The 16,780-nt window shown below is 68.7% G+C and carries 14 protein-coding genes; 6 read left to right on the forward strand and 8 right to left on the reverse strand.

The genetic code is table 11. The features are described from left to right. Positions 1 to 47: 47 nt before the first annotated feature. A complete protein-coding gene (locus SYV04_RS04645; RefSeq protein WP_321544361.1) occupies positions 48 to 1,235 on the forward strand; it encodes a cytochrome P450 in 1,188 nt (395 codons plus the stop codon). Here the strand turns inward: SYV04_RS04645 and SYV04_RS04650 are convergent. Then, positions 1,219 to 4,323, reverse strand: a complete 3,105-nt coding sequence (locus tag SYV04_RS04650) for an alpha amylase C-terminal domain-containing protein (RefSeq protein WP_321544362.1) — start codon at positions 4,321 to 4,323, stop codon at positions 1,219 to 1,221. The two genes, SYV04_RS04645 and SYV04_RS04650, sit on opposite strands and share 17 nt — an antisense overlap. A gap of 98 nt (positions 4,324 to 4,421) precedes the next feature. Next, a complete protein-coding gene (locus SYV04_RS04655; protein WP_321544363.1) occupies positions 4,422 to 5,270 on the reverse strand; it encodes a hypothetical protein in 849 nt (282 codons plus the stop codon). Positions 5,271 to 5,415: 145 nt separating this feature from the next. Between SYV04_RS04655 and SYV04_RS04660 the strand changes: the two genes are divergently transcribed. Both SYV04_RS04660 and SYV04_RS04665 read left to right on the forward strand, forming a co-directional pair. Further along, positions 5,416 to 6,729: a hypothetical protein gene (locus SYV04_RS04660; protein ID WP_321544364.1), complete on the forward strand. Its 1,314-nt coding sequence runs from the start codon at positions 5,416 to 5,418 to the stop codon at positions 6,727 to 6,729. Then, on the forward strand, positions 6,726 to 7,751 hold the full coding sequence (locus SYV04_RS04665; RefSeq protein WP_321544365.1) for an isopenicillin N synthase family dioxygenase: 1,026 nt from the start codon (positions 6,726 to 6,728) through the stop codon (positions 7,749 to 7,751). The genes SYV04_RS04660 and SYV04_RS04665 overlap by 4 nt, the downstream gene beginning before the upstream one ends. Here the strand turns inward: SYV04_RS04665 and SYV04_RS04670 are convergent. Both SYV04_RS04670 and SYV04_RS04675 read right to left on the reverse strand, forming a co-directional pair. Beyond that, on the reverse strand, positions 7,748 to 8,608 hold the full coding sequence (locus SYV04_RS04670) for a phosphatase PAP2 family protein (RefSeq protein ID WP_321544366.1): 861 nt from the start codon (positions 8,606 to 8,608) through the stop codon (positions 7,748 to 7,750). The two genes, SYV04_RS04665 and SYV04_RS04670, sit on opposite strands and share 4 nt — an antisense overlap. Beyond that, positions 8,601 to 9,533, reverse strand: coding sequence for a fatty acid desaturase family protein (locus SYV04_RS04675; RefSeq protein ID WP_321544367.1), 933 nt, complete (start codon positions 9,531 to 9,533; stop codon positions 8,601 to 8,603). Before SYV04_RS04675 ends, SYV04_RS04670 begins: the two co-directional genes overlap by 8 nt. Before the next feature lie 102 nt (positions 9,534 to 9,635). Here SYV04_RS04675 and SYV04_RS04680 point away from each other — a divergent pair, with 102 nt between their 5' ends. The 3 genes from SYV04_RS04680 to SYV04_RS04690 are packed head-to-tail and all read left to right on the forward strand — an operon-like array spanning position 9,636 to position 12,250. After that, positions 9,636 to 10,595: a DUF3419 family protein gene (locus SYV04_RS04680; RefSeq protein WP_321544368.1), complete on the forward strand. Its 960-nt coding sequence runs from the start codon at positions 9,636 to 9,638 to the stop codon at positions 10,593 to 10,595. After that, positions 10,592 to 11,506: a GNAT family N-acetyltransferase gene (locus SYV04_RS04685; RefSeq protein ID WP_321544369.1), complete on the forward strand. Its 915-nt coding sequence runs from the start codon at positions 10,592 to 10,594 to the stop codon at positions 11,504 to 11,506. The genes SYV04_RS04680 and SYV04_RS04685 overlap by 4 nt, the downstream gene beginning before the upstream one ends. 3 nt (positions 11,507 to 11,509) lie before the next feature. Continuing rightward, positions 11,510 to 12,250 carry an iron-containing redox enzyme family protein gene (locus SYV04_RS04690; protein ID WP_321544370.1) on the forward strand — a complete coding sequence of 247 codons (741 nt, stop codon included), beginning with the start codon at positions 11,510 to 11,512 and terminating at the stop codon, positions 12,248 to 12,250. Positions 12,251 to 12,254: 4 nt separating this feature from the next. Here the strand turns inward: SYV04_RS04690 and SYV04_RS04695 are convergent, their stop codons facing one another. The 4 genes from SYV04_RS04695 to SYV04_RS04710 are packed head-to-tail and all read right to left on the reverse strand — an operon-like array spanning position 12,255 to position 16,739. After that, the gene (locus SYV04_RS04695) at positions 12,255 to 12,851 is read right to left on the reverse strand and encodes a GNAT family N-acetyltransferase (protein ID WP_321544371.1); all 597 of its coding nucleotides are present in this window, start codon (positions 12,849 to 12,851) and stop codon (positions 12,255 to 12,257) included. A 16-nt stretch (positions 12,852 to 12,867) separates the two neighbouring features. Then, on the reverse strand, positions 12,868 to 15,084 hold the full coding sequence (locus tag SYV04_RS04700) for a xanthine dehydrogenase family protein molybdopterin-binding subunit (protein ID WP_321544372.1): 2,217 nt from the start codon (positions 15,082 to 15,084) through the stop codon (positions 12,868 to 12,870). Next, positions 15,081 to 16,067, reverse strand: coding sequence for an FAD binding domain-containing protein (locus tag SYV04_RS04705; RefSeq protein WP_321544373.1), 987 nt, complete (start codon positions 16,065 to 16,067; stop codon positions 15,081 to 15,083). The genes SYV04_RS04700 and SYV04_RS04705 overlap by 4 nt, the downstream gene beginning before the upstream one ends. 15 nt (positions 16,068 to 16,082) lie before the next feature. Continuing rightward, positions 16,083 to 16,739, reverse strand: a complete 657-nt coding sequence (locus tag SYV04_RS04710; RefSeq protein ID WP_321544374.1) for a (2Fe-2S)-binding protein — start codon at positions 16,737 to 16,739, stop codon at positions 16,083 to 16,085. Positions 16,740 to 16,780 lie beyond the last annotated feature (41 nt).

A 16,780-nucleotide genomic window follows, 5' to 3' on the forward strand; every position in this document is an offset into this window, starting at 1 on the left:
AGCGTTTCCTCACGCCCCGAGATTCCGAGACCTGGAGGCTGTGAGCGATGATGAACTTCTTCTCCGACGACACGCGCCGCAATCCCTACCCCGCCTACGACCAGATCCGTGGCCACTCCCCCGTGCTTCACGAGCCGAACGCGGACCTGTGGATGGTCTTCGACTACGAGGGTGCGAAGCGGGTGCTCCACGACCATGAATCGTTCAGCTCCGTCATCGCGCCCCCGACGGCCCAGACTTCCCAGTGGCTCGTCTTCTCCGATCCGCCACGCCACACGAAGCTGCGCGCCCTCATCATGCGAGCCTTCACCTCCTGGGCCGTGGCGGGCCTCGAGAGCCGCATCCGCGAGCTGTCGCACGCACTGCTGGCCCCGACGCTCGAGCAGGGCGAGCTGGACCTGGTCGCGGACTTCTCGGTCCCCCTGCCCCTGATGGTCATCTCGGAGGTGCTCGGCGCTCCCATCGAGGACCTGCCACGCTTCAGGCGCTGGAGCGATATGATCCTCACCCTCAGCTCCACCACCTCGGGCGGCGAGGAAGCGGAGCGGGCGCACCGCGAGTTCCGCGCCGTGACGACCGAGATGGCAGCCTCCCTCCATGGCTTGATTGAGCAGCGGAGGGCCACGCCGAAGGACGACCTCCTGACCCGCCTCGTCGAGGCCGAGGTGGATGGCGAGCGGCTGACCGAAGAGGAGATCCTGGGCTTCTTCCAGCTCCTCCTCGTGGCGGGCCACGAGACGAGCACGAACCTCATCAGCAACGCGGTCCTGTGCCTCATCGACAACCCGGACCAGCTCGCCCGCCTTCGGGCGGCGCCTGAGCTCCTCCCCTCGGCGATCGAGGAGGTCCTGCGCTACCGCTCGCCGGTACAGGCGATGTGGCGCGTGACGAGGCGGGAGGTCCCGCTACACGGTCAGCTCATCCCCTCGGGCAAGATGGTGATGCCGATGATCGGCGCGGCGAACCGGGACCCTCGGAAGTTCCAGGACGCGAACCGGTTCGACATCACGCGCGATCCCAACCCGCACATCGCGTTCGGACACGGCATCCACTTCTGCATCGGTGCGCCGCTGGCACGCCTGGAGGCCCGCATCGCCCTCTCGGCGCTCCTGGAGCGGATGGCGGACTTCGAGCTCGTGAGCGAGGAGCCCTGGCAACCCCGCCAGGCGCTCCACGTTCATGGCCCGACCCACCTGCCCATCCGCTTCAAACCCGGTCTCAGGACACCTTCTTGAACACCACGTAGCCCGCGGAGGGGATGTTCACCTTGGTGTTCCCGCCGCCGCCGTTCAGCGTGGCGCCGAAGTTGCCGAAGTTGCCGCCGCCATACGCCGCGGCGTCGCTGTTCAGCACCTCCTGCCAGTTCCCCGGAGGCAGCGGCATGTTGTAGCCCTCCAGGTTCTGCCGGTTGAGGCTGCCGACCACGAGGAACTCCTCGTTGCCGGACTTGCGGGTGAAGGCCATCACCGAGTTGTCGTTGTGCGTGTACACCCGGTTCACCTCGGCGTCGGCGGCGAAGGCCGGGCTCGAGTTGCGCAGCGCGATGGCGTCCTTGAAGAACTGGAACTGCTGGCGCTGGGTGATGTCCAGCATCGCCTCCTTGCGGTGCTCGGGCGCCAGGCCCACCAGGTGGTTGAACACCTTGCGGTCCTCGGTCGACAGCGCCTTGTACGCCCCGTCCTTCTCGCGGGCCTGCGGCGAGAGCGTGAAGAGCCGCTCGTAGGTGCTCTTCTGCGCGTCGTTGAACGTCACCTTGTCCCACTTCCAGTCCTGGCCCTGCTTCTCCCAGCTCCAGTCGCTGTCCCACGTGGACGGGTTGCCCCAGCGGAAGTCGTTCTGCGCGCCGAACTCGTCACCCTGGAAGAACATCGGGATGCCCGGCGAGGCGAAGCCGATGCCCGCCGCGAAGCGCGCCGCGTTGCGCGACCACTGCTCCGGGAAGTCCGTGGGCTTCGCGCCCTCGGCCGTGTTCATCGTGCGCTGGGCGTTCCCCACCTCGTCGTGGTTGGAGATGATGGTGAGCGCCTTCTTCCACTCGTCCAGCCCGCGCGGCGCGGTGAGCAGGTCGACGAAGGCGTCCATGTCCGTCTTCATCCCGCGCGCGGCCGCCTGGATGAGGCCCGGCTTGCTGTTGTCGTTGATGAGCCGGTGCTGGTACTCGGTGTACCACTGCGCGTCGAAGCCACCGCCCGTGCCGTCCGCCTGCGCTGGCCGCGAGATGGACGGGTCGTAGTCGAACTGCTCCGCCACCGTCCACACGTCCGGGTTGAGGAAGTGAACCTGGCGGTTGATCTCCCGCAGCATCTCCCAGCCGTCCTTGCCGCCCACGCCCTTGATGGGCTCGGTGAAGTCGAAGCGCAGGCCGTCGAACTTCAGCTCCGCCACCTGCTGCACCGCGTGGTCCACGAACAACTGCTTCACCTTGGGGTTGTGGTACGCGGGCACCGCGCCCCACGGCGTGTCACGCTGCTCGAACTTGCCCGGCTCCTTCGACCAGTTGAAGTACGGGTTGCTCGGGCCGCCCAGGTTCCACAGGCCGTTGTGGTCGCCGTGGACGTGGTTGTAGACGACGTCCGAAATGACGTTGAGCCCCTTGCCGTGCGCCTCATCGATGAAGCGCTTGAGCGCCTCGGTACCGCTCACCCACTTGCCGCTCTCGTCCTCGAAGCCGAACGAGCTCTCCGAGGCCAGGCTGTTGACGCCCAGGTAGCCCCAGTTGCGGCTGCCCTCCACCTCGTTGGTGGGCAGAAGCTCCAGCGTGTTGACGCCCAGCTCCTTGAAGTAGTCGAGCTTCTTCATGAGGTCTTCGAGCGTCGAACGGTCCGAGTTCTTCGCCTCGCCCAGGAAGCTGCCCACGTGCAGTTGGTACACCACCCACTTGCTCTGGTCCTTCTCGCGCGGCGCGGCGTCGTTCTTCCACGCGAAGGTGCTCGGGTCGCTGATGATCGAGCCACGGAAGGACACGCCGCTCTCGGGCGTGAGCAGGTTGCTCCACGCGTCATTGTGCGAGGAGTTCCGGCGCTCCACGTCGCTGTACTTGCCGTCACGGTTGGTGTCGTCCCGCAGCTGCAGGCCGCCCTTGCCGTCCTTCTCGAAGACCTGGAACTCGTAGCGCAGGCCCGCCAGCTTCTCGGGGTTGTTGACGAGCGATACCCACGCCCCGCCCTGGTTGGTCATCTTGATGCGGCCGTCGGCCTCGATGTTCTCCGACCACAGGTCGTTGTGCTTGTGCTCGTGCAGCTTGTCGATGAGCGAGGAGTCCATCTCGCCCAGGCGAGAGAGGAGCTCGTCGCGGGTGAGCTGCCGACCGCTCTCGTCCTTGAGCACGAGGTAGGCGCTGTCGGCGTCCTCCTCGTCGTCGATGGTGAAGCGCATCAGCTCGGTGGCGCCGGGGAAGTAGCGGTTCTCCTCCTTGCCGCGCACCGGGTCCAGGTACAGCCGGTCCACGCCGCGCTGCTCGCCCATCATCTCGCGGGCGTACGGGTCCGGCCGGTCGCTCTTGGCGCCCGTGGAGTCCACCACCTCGTAGACGTAGGACTTGCCCTCCAGGCCCTTCCAGCCGTTCTTCACCTCGGCCGCCCAGTCGCCGTTCTCCGCCCGCTGCATGGGGATGCGCTGGACGTTGCCCTCCTTGTCAGTGACCTTGACCTGGACCTCGCGCGCGTCCGGCGCCCAGAACTTGAAGGACAGGTCATCGCCGCGCTTCTGCGAGCCCATGTCGTGGTACGTGGTCGGCGCGTAGCGCGCCGCGGGCTTGCTCAGGTCCAGCTTGAGGTTGCCCTCGCCCATCACCCCCCACTTGTCGTCGCCCGCGGGGCCGTCCACGGTGACGCCCCACTCCCAGTTGCGGGGCAGGCCGTCGTCCTGCAGCTCCACGGTGGCCTCCCACTTGCCGTTGCCCAGCGAGCGCATGGGGATGGAGCCGTTCGACCAGTCGCTGTTGAACTTGCCGCTCGCGTCCCAGCTGCCCTTGAGCTTCACGTCCGTGAGGTTCCTGTGCGGCCCGGCGTCATAGGTGAAGGTGATGGAGCGCTTGGCCGGCGCCGCCGCGGTGGCCGTCGCGGTGGACACGGCCGTCGTGCCGCGCGCGCTCGTCACGTTCTGCGAGGCGGCGCGAGAGGTGGCCTCGAAGCCATCCGTGCCCCGGGTGCTCGCCCGAGAGGTGGACTCGAAGCCGTCCTGCACCCGGTTCGTCGTCCCCGAGGGCGTCTTCTTCGCCGAGGCGGTCTCCTTGCGCGACTCCGCGGGGCTGGTGCCCCCCTTGGTCGAAGTCGGGGCCGGGGCCGGAGCCCTGCCGGGGCGGTGGATCTTGTTGTCGCTCATGGTCGCCTCCACATGATGTGGGAGAATGTACGGTGCCCGTATCTTCGCATGGGCTGCTCGCGAAGTTGCGTACCCCCCCGAAGAAAGAGTGCCGGACGCTACAGATGTGCCGCGATGTAAAGCAGCAGGTCGACTGGCAGTGAATTGATGCCAATGCCGATGGAGGCATGAAGGGGGCTGCCCACCGAGGAGCCGACCGCGGCGTTGAGGTGTCCATAGGGACCCAGGCAGAACTTCATCCCGAGTTCAGCGCCGGCATTGACGGTGCGCTTCTGGAAGGTGCCGCCCACGAGCACGGTGCCGTAGGGGACGAGCTCGGGGGTGAGGAAGTACTGGTAGCTGACGGCGGCGTTGAGCTCATCGATGCCACGCCCGTTGAAGGAGGAATGGACGCCGAGAGCCATCCGGCGGGACCAGAACTCCATGGGCTGGAAATGGTAGGCCACGGCGTAGGAGACGTCGTTGGTGAGCGACGGGCGAACCCAGAACATGAACTCGCGGTCCGGCTTGTCGATGGCGGGCGCGTCCCAGCGGAAGTGCTCGGCCCGCTCCAGGTCTTGGAGATTGCCGCGAGACTGGTGGAGTTCCGCCAGCGCCCAGGTGGCCTCCGCGCTCTCCGCTTCGTAGCCCTTGAGCAGCGGGGGCTCGGCGCCGTCCAGCTCGCCGCGCTCCATCATGAGCTGGCCCTGGTAGACGCAGTCATCGGAGTTGCCGCCCTCGCACGAGCGGGCGAAGGCGTTCTCGGCCTGCTGCTTCTCGCCCTCCGCGAGGAGCTGATGGCCCCACTCGCCGCAGGAGGAGGTGAGCCCAGCATCGCAGTCCGCGCGCAGGCGCGCCGCGTCGAGGACGCAGGCGGTGGACAGCAGGGGCAGCAGGGCCGCGAACAGCCGCAGCGCCTGCCACGGCGTAGCGGCCCGCGGGGATGACACACGGAGGCGGGACGCCATCGTCGTTCTCCAAGAGGGACGCGGGAGAGGATACCGCATCCCGCCCACTGCCAGGGGAAGGGGCTGAAGTGCCTGTCCTTGGATCCTTGTAGACTGGGAGAGGCGTGGGCCCGGAGGTGCGACGAGCCCGCGTGAGGGGAGCCGGATGCGACTCAAGGTGATCGGCCGGCGTCCGGACATCGCGTCCACGGGGCCATGGCCCGGGTGCGACGTGCTGGACGTGCCGGACGAGCAGTGGTCCGAGGCGCTCAACGCGCGCTGGATCCAGGAGGGCATCGCCGCGCGCCAGTGCTTCCGGGTCATCTCTCCCCTGTCCCCGGAGAACCTCTGGGTGCGCAGCGGCACGGCCTGGAGGAAGACGGCCTTCGCCCGGGAGCTGGAGCTGCTGGAAGCCGCGAGCTACGTGCTGGTGGGCGACTGCTGGGTGCCTCCATCGGATCCGTTCGTCCAGGAGCTCAAGCGCGAGCCGCTGGTCGTCTACGCGCGTCTGCGCCACCGGGCCCGCGAGGCCGCTCGGCGGAGGGAGCAATCGTTCGTCTTCCCCGAGCTGGCGCCCACGGTGGAGCGGATGCGGCGGTACCTGCGCCACCTGAGGCGCGCCATGCGCGAGCCCCGGATGCGCGCGGAGGTGGAACGCCTGCTCGAGCTCGAGGCCCGCGCTGAGGCGCTGCTGTCGAGTGGGACGCCCTACCCGGAGCTCCTGCGCTTCACGCTGGCCGCCGTCGAGGTCCTGGAGCAGCAGGTGCGCTCCCAGCATCCAGGGCTTCCCGACGTCTTCGTCCCCAAGTGCCGAGAGGAGCTGGAGCCCCTGCTGCACCTCTGGCCCGAGGTGATCGTGTTCCCGACGTTCGCGGCCCTGGACCGGCGGTACTTCTGGAGGACGCGGCCCGTGCCGCTCCATGCGCTGGGACTGCTCACCGGCCCGCTGTACGCCGACGGGCAGCAGTGCTCTCCCGCGGAGTACTTCTTCCACGACGTGGACCACGTGCGCTTCCTCGTGCGGGAGGAGCTGCTGGCCCGAGGGCTGGACATCCCGGATGTGTACCGCTCGGCGGATCCCTACACCCCCGCCTCGACCTGGGATGCGGCGCGGGGCCGGCACCGCACCCTGCTCGACGTGGCCGCGGGGGCGGTGAAGTCCCATGGGCTCGAAGCACCGGCGCGACTGGAAGCACGCGAGCGGAGCGCGCGGCAGCTGGACGCGAAGCTCGCGCACTTGAGCGATACGGATCCGGTGCTCGGGGATGCGGCCAGCTGGCTCCTCTTCGAGATCCTTCATGAGAAGGGTTTCCCCTTGGAGGATCCGGTGCTCCGCGAGCAGCTCGGGCAAGAGCGCCACCCGGTGAAGCTGGAGGCGAAGTTCCGGGCGGACTTCTACGGCGAGGGCGCGGTGACGGAAGCAGTGCCCCGAAGGCTGGCGGAGGCGCGGGACTGGCTCTCGCGGCAGCTGCGTCCATGAGGATGATCGAGCCCACGGCTGCCGTACCCATCCTGGATGCGCGGCTCCTGGAGGCAGGCCCGGAGGCGCGGGCGCGCTTCGTCACGCAGCTCGTGGAGGCATGTCGGGGAACGGGCTGCTTCCAGCTCCTCCACCCTCCCCTTCCCTCCGGCCTCTCGCGGGAGGCGCTCCAAGCGGCGCGGGACTTCTTCGCCCTGCCCCTGGAAGAGAAGCTCGCGCTCGACATCGCGCACTCCCAGCACTTCCGGGGCTACAGCCGCATGAGCAACGGCCGGGACTGGCGCGAGCAGCTGCACCTGGGCCGAGAGGAGCCGCCCGGTGGATTGGACTCGGAGCCCACGTACCTCCGGCTCCAGGGTCCCAACCCGTGGCCTCGTGACGAGCGCTGGCGGCGCGTCTTCCTCACCTACCTGCACGCAGTGGAAGCGGTGGGGCATCAGCTCCTCGAAGCGCTGGCCCAGGGGCTGGGACTCACCGGGAACCCGTTCGCCGAGGAGCTGGCGAAAGAGCCCTACCTGGTGATGAAGCTCATCCACTACCTCCCCCAGCCGGGAGCGGAGGCACCACCCCGCTCGGGAGTCGCGTCGCACTGTGACTTCTCCTGGCTGACGTTGCTCTTGCAAGACGAGCTGGGCGGGCTCCAGGTGCGGAGTTCCTCCGGCGAGTGGGTGGACGTGGAACCCCGGCCGGACGCGCTGGTCGTCAACCTGGGGGAGCTGATGCAGATGGCGACACGGGGCGTGTTCCAAGCCACGCCCCACCGGGTCACCAACCGCTCGCACGAGAAGGCACGCACCTCCATCCCCGTCTTCCTCTGCCCCAACCTGCGCTCCCGAGTCACTCCCCTGCCCGTGCCCCATGAATGGGCCGCGCCCCCTTGCGTGGACCCTGCCCACGTACACCGAGTCGTCCCGCTGGAGCGGATGCCCCGGGCCGAGCACCCCCTGGCGCCGTTCGTCTTCGGAGAGGCCGAGTGGAAGCGCAAGGGGCGCGGCATCTGGTGCGCCGAGTGCTGCGCCTAGCGCACGAACCTGGAGGACAACCCGAGTTCACGCCGGTTCCACCAGAGCCGCACGGCGAGGAACCAGACACCGCCAGCGATCAGGTCGATGGCGTAGTGGTAGCGCAGGTACACCGTCGACACAGTAAGCCCCGCCGCCACGGGGAGCATCAGCTTGAAGCGCAGCGGATGCTCCCGCCAGTCGTGGTCGAGCAACACGCACGTCATCAGCACGTGCAGGCTGGGGAAGACGTCGTAGACCGCGCTCCCGTTGCGCACGACCCAGTCGTTCAAGGCTGTGATCGGGCCTCCCACGAGGGGCTGCGTGAAGTCCCTCGCCAGGGCCTTGAGCGGCCCCACCGCGGGCACCAGCAGGTAGCCAGCGACTCCCGCCGGGAGCGCGGTGAACATCCACTCGAACAGACGCCGGGCCTTCTCCAGAGGCTGCAGCAGCGCGTACGCGAGCGCCCCGTGAAAGTAGAGGTGGTACGAGAGGTAACACGCGCTCATCAGCTCGGTGAGCCACGGCCGCGCATACGGAGCCATCCGAAGCGCCGGGGTCTCACTGAAGAGCACGAGATCCACCGACAACAACAAGTCATCCCGCGTTGTGAGTCCGAGCGCAGGCACCACCCACTTGGGCGCGCTGAATAGCGCCAGCGCCACGACGTAAGAGCTCGCGAGCCGAAGCTTCTGGAGCAACGTGGACGTGGAGTTCCGCAGCGCCGTGACCACCGCGATCTGGAAGGCCGCCACGCCCGCGATCATCAGCGTCGCCGGGTGCAGGGGCCCCGCCCCCACCAGGAGCCACCCCAACAGCACCAGCGCGAGGAGCCCTTGCGCACGCTCGTGTACCCAGAGCCGCGACGACTCAGCCATGCGCCGACAGGCCCTGCGTCGGCGCTCTCCGCCCGAGCGAGTGCGCCACCCACTGCCGCACGAACGCGAAGTACGAGGGGATGAACGGGGCGCCCTGGGCGATCAGCTCCTCCCTCAGCAGCGCGTGCAGGCGCGGCAGGTTGTACCAAGGCACCCGAGGGAAGAGGTGGTGCTCGAGGTGGTAGTTCTCGTTGCACATGAAGAAGGTCGTCACCGGATTGGTGAGGATGGTACGGCTGCCCCGAATCGGGTGGTCCGCCTCGGGCAGCAGGGTGTGCTGGCTCATCCCCCGGATGTTCACCAGGGTGTTGATGATGATCATCGGGATGACCCAGCCGTGCAGCAGCGCCGCACCCGGTAAGAACGCGATCGCCAGCCCCAGGAACAGGTAGGCCGAGGCGACCTCGAAGGCGATCCACCTCCGGTCGGACGCCGTGCCCTGCCGCCACCCGAGGATGGGGATCATCGTGATGTACGCGGGATAGCCCAGCAGCAGCCGGCCCCAGTTCATCAGGAAGACCAGCCACGGGCGCGGCGTGTAGTTGGTGTAGTGGTCCGGATCGTGGCCACCGCCGAGGTCCGCGTGGTGCTTCAGGTGCAGCACCTTGTACGCCGCGAAGTTCTGCAACACCGGCCACGCGCAGATCGCTCCCAGGGCGCGGTTCCAACCCGAGTGACGCGCGAGCGCTCCGTGAACCGCCTCGTGGGTGAAAAGGCTGATGCCGTGCAGCGAGGCCGCCGCGAGCACGTAGAGCGGAACCCGCGCGAGCCAGCTCCAGAGCCCGCTCCCCTGCTCCGCCAACACGGTCACCGCCGCAGCGGCACCGAGGTAGAGCACCGCGAAGAGCAGCACCCGGGTGAGGTGCCGATGGTCGATTCGCTGTAGCTCGTTCAGCGCTTCCGCCGGCAGTGAAACCACGCGCATGGAGGAACTCCCGCGCACATGGTGGCACGCGCTCCCCTCGTCCGTCGAGCGTCCCCCCATGCTATGACGTGGCCTCTTTCAAATCGCTGGGAGGAGTGGAGGTTGGGCCGACTCAAGTTCGCGGTCGTCCGAGAAGATCCCGAGCTGGAAGCACACCTCGTGCGCGCGACCGAGGCTCGGGCCGTGCTGCTGGTCGCCTCGGGTGGCTGCACCGCGCTCTCGCTGAAGCACGCCTTCCCACAGCTCGACGTGGTCGCCTTCGACTTCAACCCGCTCCAGCTCGCGCAGGTGCGGGAGAAGGCCACGGCCGTCGAGCGAGGCGAGCTGCTCAGACTCAATGTCGGAGACGCCTCGCGCTCGGGCCTGAATCAGTGCGGCGACTTCGAAGGCCTCTTCCGGACGCTCCGCGCCTTCCTGCTCGAGTTCGTGCTGACGCACGAAGAGCTCGAGGCGTTCTTCACGCCCGCCACACCGCGTGAGGCCCGGTGCGCCCTGCTCGAATGCTGGCAGGCCTCGCCGTACTGGCCCGCTGCCTTCGCCGTCACCTTCGCCGATGGCTTCCTCCACGCGATGTTCGGCCCCGCCGCGACCCAGCACGCCGCGCCAGGCTCCTATCCTGGCTACTTCCAGCGAGCCTTCGAGCGAGGGCTGACTCGGAGCGACGGTCCCCGAAACCCCTTCCTCCAGCACGTGCTCCTCGGCCATTACCGGCCGGAGGATGCCCCCGCCTACATCCACGCGGGGCGGGCGCTGCCGGTGACGCTGCGCGAAGGCACCCTGCTCGACGTGCCGGACCTCGGTCGCTTCGAGCTCATCCACCTCTCGAACATCTTCGACTGGTCCGATGACGCGCTCGTCGCGGCCTGGGCCCAGCGGCTCATCCGTGACGCGAAGCCTGGAGCGCGAATCCTCCTCCGCCAGCTGAACAACCAACGCAACCTGCGCCGCTTCTTCGAGCCCGCCTTCACGTTCGACGATGCGCTGAGCGCCGACTTCCTCGAGCGGGATCGCAGCCTCTTCTACGAGCGATTCGAGATCGGCACCAAGGTAGAAGCTCGATGAGCCGCGTCCGCTTCGTCCTCACCGACCCGAATGGGATCGCTCCCTACGTGCCGGAGCTTCGGCGCCTGGAACAGTCCATCCGCTATCCCATCTCGGATGGAGCCGATCACTTCTTCATCGACCACGGCCCGCGCTACCACCCGTTCTTCTCGAACCTCGGCGAGGCTCGCTTCCTCCTGGCGCTTCGCGGAGATCGCGTCATCGGCTCCGTCGCCGGTGTCATGCGGACCGTCTCGGTCGGGGGCCGCCCGACTCGCGCCCTCTACATCTGTGACCTGAAGGTGGCGGCCGAGGAGCGCGGCCAGGGCCTGTCACGCAGGCTCATCCAGGTCGGGCTCAGGCATGTGATTCAAGACCGGGACCTGCGGCAGACGCGCTTCTTCTATGGCGCGGCGATGCGAGGCTCCCTGGGCGATGTGATGCGCAGCGCTCAAGGCGCGCACCCCTTCAAGCTGGGCAGCTCGAACGCTCGGCTGCGGCTCTACTTCGCCGCGCCGGAAGCCCTGGCCCGACTGGATCTCGAGCAGGCACCCCCTCCCCCTCGCTCGCAGGGCGCGGTGCTGGGCCCCGCGACTCCCACCGAAGAACCAGGACTCTTCTCGACGGCCGGGAGCAAGGACCTGCGCCTCGTCTCCTCGGGTCAGCCCTGGCCGCTCATCCACCTGCCGCTGGGACCCGAGGCCTGGCGGCCCTCGTGGGGCGCCTACCTTCGCCGGTGTGGCGAGGCCATCGTGAGCCGGGGCCTTCAGGGCAGTGCCTGCTTCGCCATCGATGAGCGCATGGAGAACCACATCTCCTGGCTGTCCGCGCAGGGCGTCACTCCAGGAGCGGTCTGCACCGTCTACTCACTCCGACTCTCGCTGCTTCCAGCCTCCGTCACCTGGGTGCATCTGCCCACCTCCGAGATTTGAAGCATGCGCGACTACCTCCAGGCGCTGAAGGTTCGTGTGGCTCCGCTCGAGAACCCGTACCTCCGCGCCCTGGGTGACGGCTCCTTCGAGCGGGAGGACTTCGTCGAGACCCAGATTCAGTTCCTCCACGCCGTCGCCTACTTCTCCCGTCCCATGGCGGTGCTCGCGGCGCGGCTCCCACGGGCCGAGCAGCGGCTCAGCCTCCTCGAGAACGTGCATGACGAGCACGGAGGCGGAGAGCTCACCGGCAGCCACGAGCGCACCTTCCTCACGCTGCTCGCGCGGCTGGGCATGAGTCCCTCCGAGCTCGACCGGCGCGCGCAGTGGCCGGAGGTCCGCGCGTTCAACTCCGCGCTCCTGGGCGTCTGCGCGCACGACGATATCCCCACGGCCCTCTCCGCGCTCGGCGTCATCGAGGATCTGTTCTCCGGCATCTCGGCGCGGATTGGCCGATCGATCGTGGAGCGCGGCTGGCTTCGCGCGGAGGAGCTGACGCACTACCCCGCGCACGAGCTGCTCGATGTCGGCCATGCAGAGGGGTTCTACCGGCTGGTCGAGCCGCTCGCCCGGGCCGAGCAGCGGGCCGCCTACCAGGTGGAGCAAGGCCTGGAGCTCGGGGCCTACCTCTTCCTGCGGCTCTATGAGGACCTCTTCCGAGCGCGGAAGCGGCGCGTATTCCGTCAGGTCACCGGCCCCCACAGCCTCGCGGATGGCTGGGTGCTGCCCGAGAGCGAGCGTCGCTGAGCGCTCACCCCGGCGCCGCGAGCCACCCCACCACCTGGAGCCAGGGAGGCTCCGGGAAGGGGTTCTCCTCGATTCGCATCCCCAGGTTCCGCATGACCCCAATCGAGGCGGCGTTGTCACGCGAGGTGGTGGCGATGATCCGGGTCAGGCGCAGCTCTCCCAGGGCGTAGTCGACCAGGGCCTGGGCCGCCTCGGAGGCATAGCCGCGCCCCTGGTGCGCCGGAGAGATGGCGTAGTCGAGCCCCACCTCCGCCGAGGCTCTGCCCGTGGGCAGGGTGCCCGCGGGACGCAAGCCGGGGATCCGGTCGAACTCGTCGAGGCAGGCCACCAGGCCGCAGGCCCCCACGAATGCGCCGGTGTCCGCGAGGACGATGGCGCGATCCCCATACGGAGGCTGCAGCAGGTGGGCCTGCTGGTCGTAGCCCAGCAGGGTCCACTCGAGCCACGCCTTCCGGCCCTCGCGGCGCTGAGGGCCCTCGTTCCCCATGTTGGCGTCCGCGAGCTCGACGTCGAAGAGACGGAAGACGGCGTCGAGGTCCTCGCGGACGAAGGGCCTGATCAGGAGCCTCTCGGTTCGCAGTTCCGGCATCGCGCGAGACATGAGGCTCCTTGCTCTCCTACAGCAGCTTGTCCAGGGTGATGGGCAGGTCTCGGACGCGCTTGCCCGTGGCGTGGAAGACAGCGTTGGCCACCGCGGCGGCCACTCCGGTGGTGCCAACCTCGCCGATGCCCTTGATGCCCAGCGGGTTGACGTGCGGATCGTTCTCCTCGACGAAGTGAACGTCGATGTCGGGCACGTCCGCATGCACCGGCACGTGGTACTCGGCCAGATCCGCCGTCATGACACGGCCCATCCGGGGATCTCGCAGGGTCTCTTCGGTGAGCGCCATACCCAGGCCGAAGATGACGCCGCCGCTGATCTGGCTGCGCGCCGTCTTGGCATTGAGGATGCGACCGGCCCCCATGGCCGTGACAATGCGGCTGACGCGCACCGTGCCCAGCGCCTCGTCCACGCGCACCTCGATGAAGTGCGCCCCGAAGGCGTGCGCGGAGTACTTCTGCTCGGACGGAGCAGGCGCCGCGTCGCCCTTGCCCTCCACATGCGGCAGCTTCTGCCGCCCCAGCAACTGGGCGAACGTCTCACCCCGCGCCTTGTCCTGCCGCGAGAAGAGCCGACCGTCCTCCGCGAGCACATCCTTCTCGGCCAGCCCGTGCAGCGGCGACGCCTTGTCCGCCATGGCGAGCTTCACCAGCTTGCCGCGCACGTCGTTGGCCGCGGCATGGATGGCTGGAGACACGGTGGCGGTCGAGGAAGAACCTCCCGCGAGCGGGCCGGGCGGCAGCGCCGTGTCGCCCATCTCCATGCGGATCTTCTCCGGAGCCAGCCCCAGCGTCTCGGCCGCCATCTGGGTGAAGACCGTGTAGGCGCCCGTGCCCAGATCAGCCGCGGCGCACTGCACCACCGCCGTGCCGTCCGCCATCAGCTTCATCAGCGCGGAGGCCTGCTGGCGGAACGCGGGGAAGGTGGCGGTAGCCATGCCCCAGCCGATGAGGATGTCACCGTCCTTCATCGAGCGCGGCTGCAGCGAGCGCTTCTTCCAACCGAAGCGCTCGGCGCCCCAGCGGTAGCACTCGAGCAGCGACTTGCTGGACCACTCCTTGCCGTGCTCGGGGTCCTTGTCCGCGTGGTTGATGCGGCGCAGCTCCAGCGGATCCATCTTCAGCGCGTGCGCCAGCTCGTCCAGCGCGCTCTCGAAGGCATAGGTGCCGGTGGCCTCGCCCGGAGCGCGCATGAAGGTGGGCGTGCCCGTGTTCAGCCGCACCAGCTGCTGCGACGTCGTCACGTTCGGGCACGCGTACAGCATGTTGGTGACGTTGGTGAAGGTCTCGGTGAAGCCGTCCTTCTCCGAGGTCTCCGAGTAGCCCGTGTGGCGGATAGCGGTGAGCTTGCCCTGGGCGTTGGCCGCCAGCTCCACCTTCTGGAGAGTCCGCGGCCGGAAGCCCACCAGGGAGAACATCTGCCGGCGGGTGAGCACCAGCTTCACCGGCTTGCCCACGGCCTTGGCGGCCATGATGCTCAGGATGACGTGGGACCAGGGCAGCGCCTTGCACCCGAACCCTCCGCCCACGTAGGGCGAGATGACGCGCAGCTTGTCCGGCGGCAACCCCAGGGCCACCGAGAGGAACTGGCGCATGAAGTAGACGCCCTGGTTCGTATCGTACAGGGTGAGGCTCCCGGCCTCGTCCCAGGAGGCGATGCAGGCGTGCGGCTCCATGGGGTTGTGGTGCTCGGTGGGCGTGCGGTAGGTGGCCTCCACACGCACGGGGGCCGAGGAGAGCGCCGCCGCCGCGTCTCCGCGGGTGTGCCCGGGAGGCGGGCCGCCGAAGACCCCCACGGCTGCCTCCGCGCGCCCTAGCGCCGCCTCCATGTCCAGCGTCGCGGGCTTGTCCATATAGAAGGTGCGAACCAACGAGGCGGCGTGCGTGGCGCGCTCGAAGGTGTCGGCCACCACCAGGGCGATGGGCTGGCCGTTGAAGAGCACCTCGCTGTCCTGCATCGCCGTGAGCCGGGGCAGCACGGAGACGCCGGCGTACTGCTCCAGCCCGGCCAGCTTGGGCATGTTCTTCGGGGTGAGCACCGCGAGCACGCCCGGGGACTTCTCGGCCTCGGAGGTCTGCATGCGCAGCACGCTGCCGCGCGGCACCGTGCTCTGGACGATGACGGCATGCACCATGCCGGGCGGGTTGTGCTCGGCGGCGTAGAGGGCCTTGCCGGTGACCTTCAGCTTGCCGTCCACCCGGTCTACGGGCTTGCCGATGACCTTGCTGCTCATGATTGACCTCCCAGCCGCGCCAGGGCACGGACGATCAGCCGCTGCGCCAGCTCCACCTTGAAGCCATTGTGCTCACGGGGTTGAGCCCCCTGGAGCGCCGCCTTCGCCGCCGCCAGGAACACCTCGGGCGTGGGGGCCTGCCCGGAGAGCTGCTTCTCCGCCTCCAGGGCGCGCCAGGGCTTGGTGGCCACGCCGCCGAGCGCCAGTCGCGCCTGACGGATGCGGCCGCCTTCCACCTCCAGCACCGCCGCCACCGAGGCCAGGGCGAAGGCGTACGAGGCCCGGTCCCGCGCCTTCATGTAGAGCGAGCGGCGCGCGGCCGGCAGGGCCGGAATGTCCACCGAGAGCACCAGCTCGCCGTGCTCCAGCGCCGACTCCCGCTGCGGCGTCTTGCCCGGCAGCAGGTGGAAGTCCGCGAAGGGGATGGAGCGCTCACCCTTGGGACCCTTGACGCGCACGGTGGCGCCCAGGGCCGCCAGCGGCACGCACATGTCCGAGGGGTGGGTGGCGATGCAGGCCTCGCTCCCGCCCAGCACCGCGTGTCCACGGTTGATGCCCTCGAGCGCGGAGCAGCCCGTGCCGGGCTCGCGCTTGTTGCAGGCGGTGGCCGTGTCACGGAAGTACGGACAGCGGGTGCGCTGCAGCAGGTTGCCGCCCACCGTGGCCATGTTGCGAATCTGCCCCGAGGCGCCCGCCAGCAAGGCCTGGGAGAGCATCGGATAGCGCTCGAGGATGAGCGGGTGGTGGGCCACCTCGCTGTTGCGCGCCATGGCGCCCAGCCGCACCCCACCGTCGGGGAGCTGCTCGATCTTCGCCAGGGGCAGCTTGCGCACGTCCACCAACTGGGCGGGGGTTTGCACCCCCAGCTTCATCAGGTCCAACAAGCCCGTACCGCCCGCCAGGAAGCTCGCATCCGGCGCGCGGCTGACGCGGTCGACGCTGGAGTCGACCTCCTGCGCCTGCACATAGTGGAAGGGATTCATGTTCGTGCCCTGGGCTTACAGTTTCGGGGTCCGCCGCACCTGCTGGATGGCGGCGATGATGTTGGGGTAGGCGCTGCAGCGGCAGAGGTTGCCGCTCATCGCCTCGCGCACGTCCGCGTCCGCCGCCCCGCAGGGCTCGGACATGAGGCCCACCGCGCTCATGAGCTGGCCGGGGGTGCAGTAGCCGCACTGGAAGGCGTCCTTCTCGAGGAAGGCCTGCTGCAGCGGGTGCAGCGTGTCTCCCTTCGCCAGCCCCTCCACCGTCAGCACCTCCGCGCCCTGCTGCATGACGGCGAGCGTCAGACAGCTCAGCTCGCGCCGGCCATCCACCATCACCGTGCAGGCACCGCACTGGCCGTGGTCACAGCCCTTCTTGGTGCCGGTGAGCCCCATGCGCTCGCGCAGCGCATCCAGCAGGCTGGTGCGCGGGTCCACCTTCACCGTCTGCGCCTGACCGTTGACCTTGAGCGTCACCTCGAGCTCCGAGGGTGGGGGCGCTCCCGGAGGAATATCCTCTACCGGAGGCGCATGACGGCAGGCCTCCGCCAGCAAGGCACTGCCTACCGTGGCCGTGACGAGGAACTCGCGCCGGGTGCTTCCACCGAGTGCCTCGTTCGCATCGACCGCCTGAGTCGCGGGCGCGTCCGGTAAGGATTGCTTCGGGTCCGTCATGGCAGCTCCGTCCTAGAAGACGACGGCCCGCAAGCTAACGC

This window comes from Hyalangium ruber (genome assembly GCF_034259325.1).
Classification (GTDB): Bacteria; Myxococcota; Myxococcia; order Myxococcales; family Myxococcaceae; genus Hyalangium_A; species Hyalangium_A rubrum.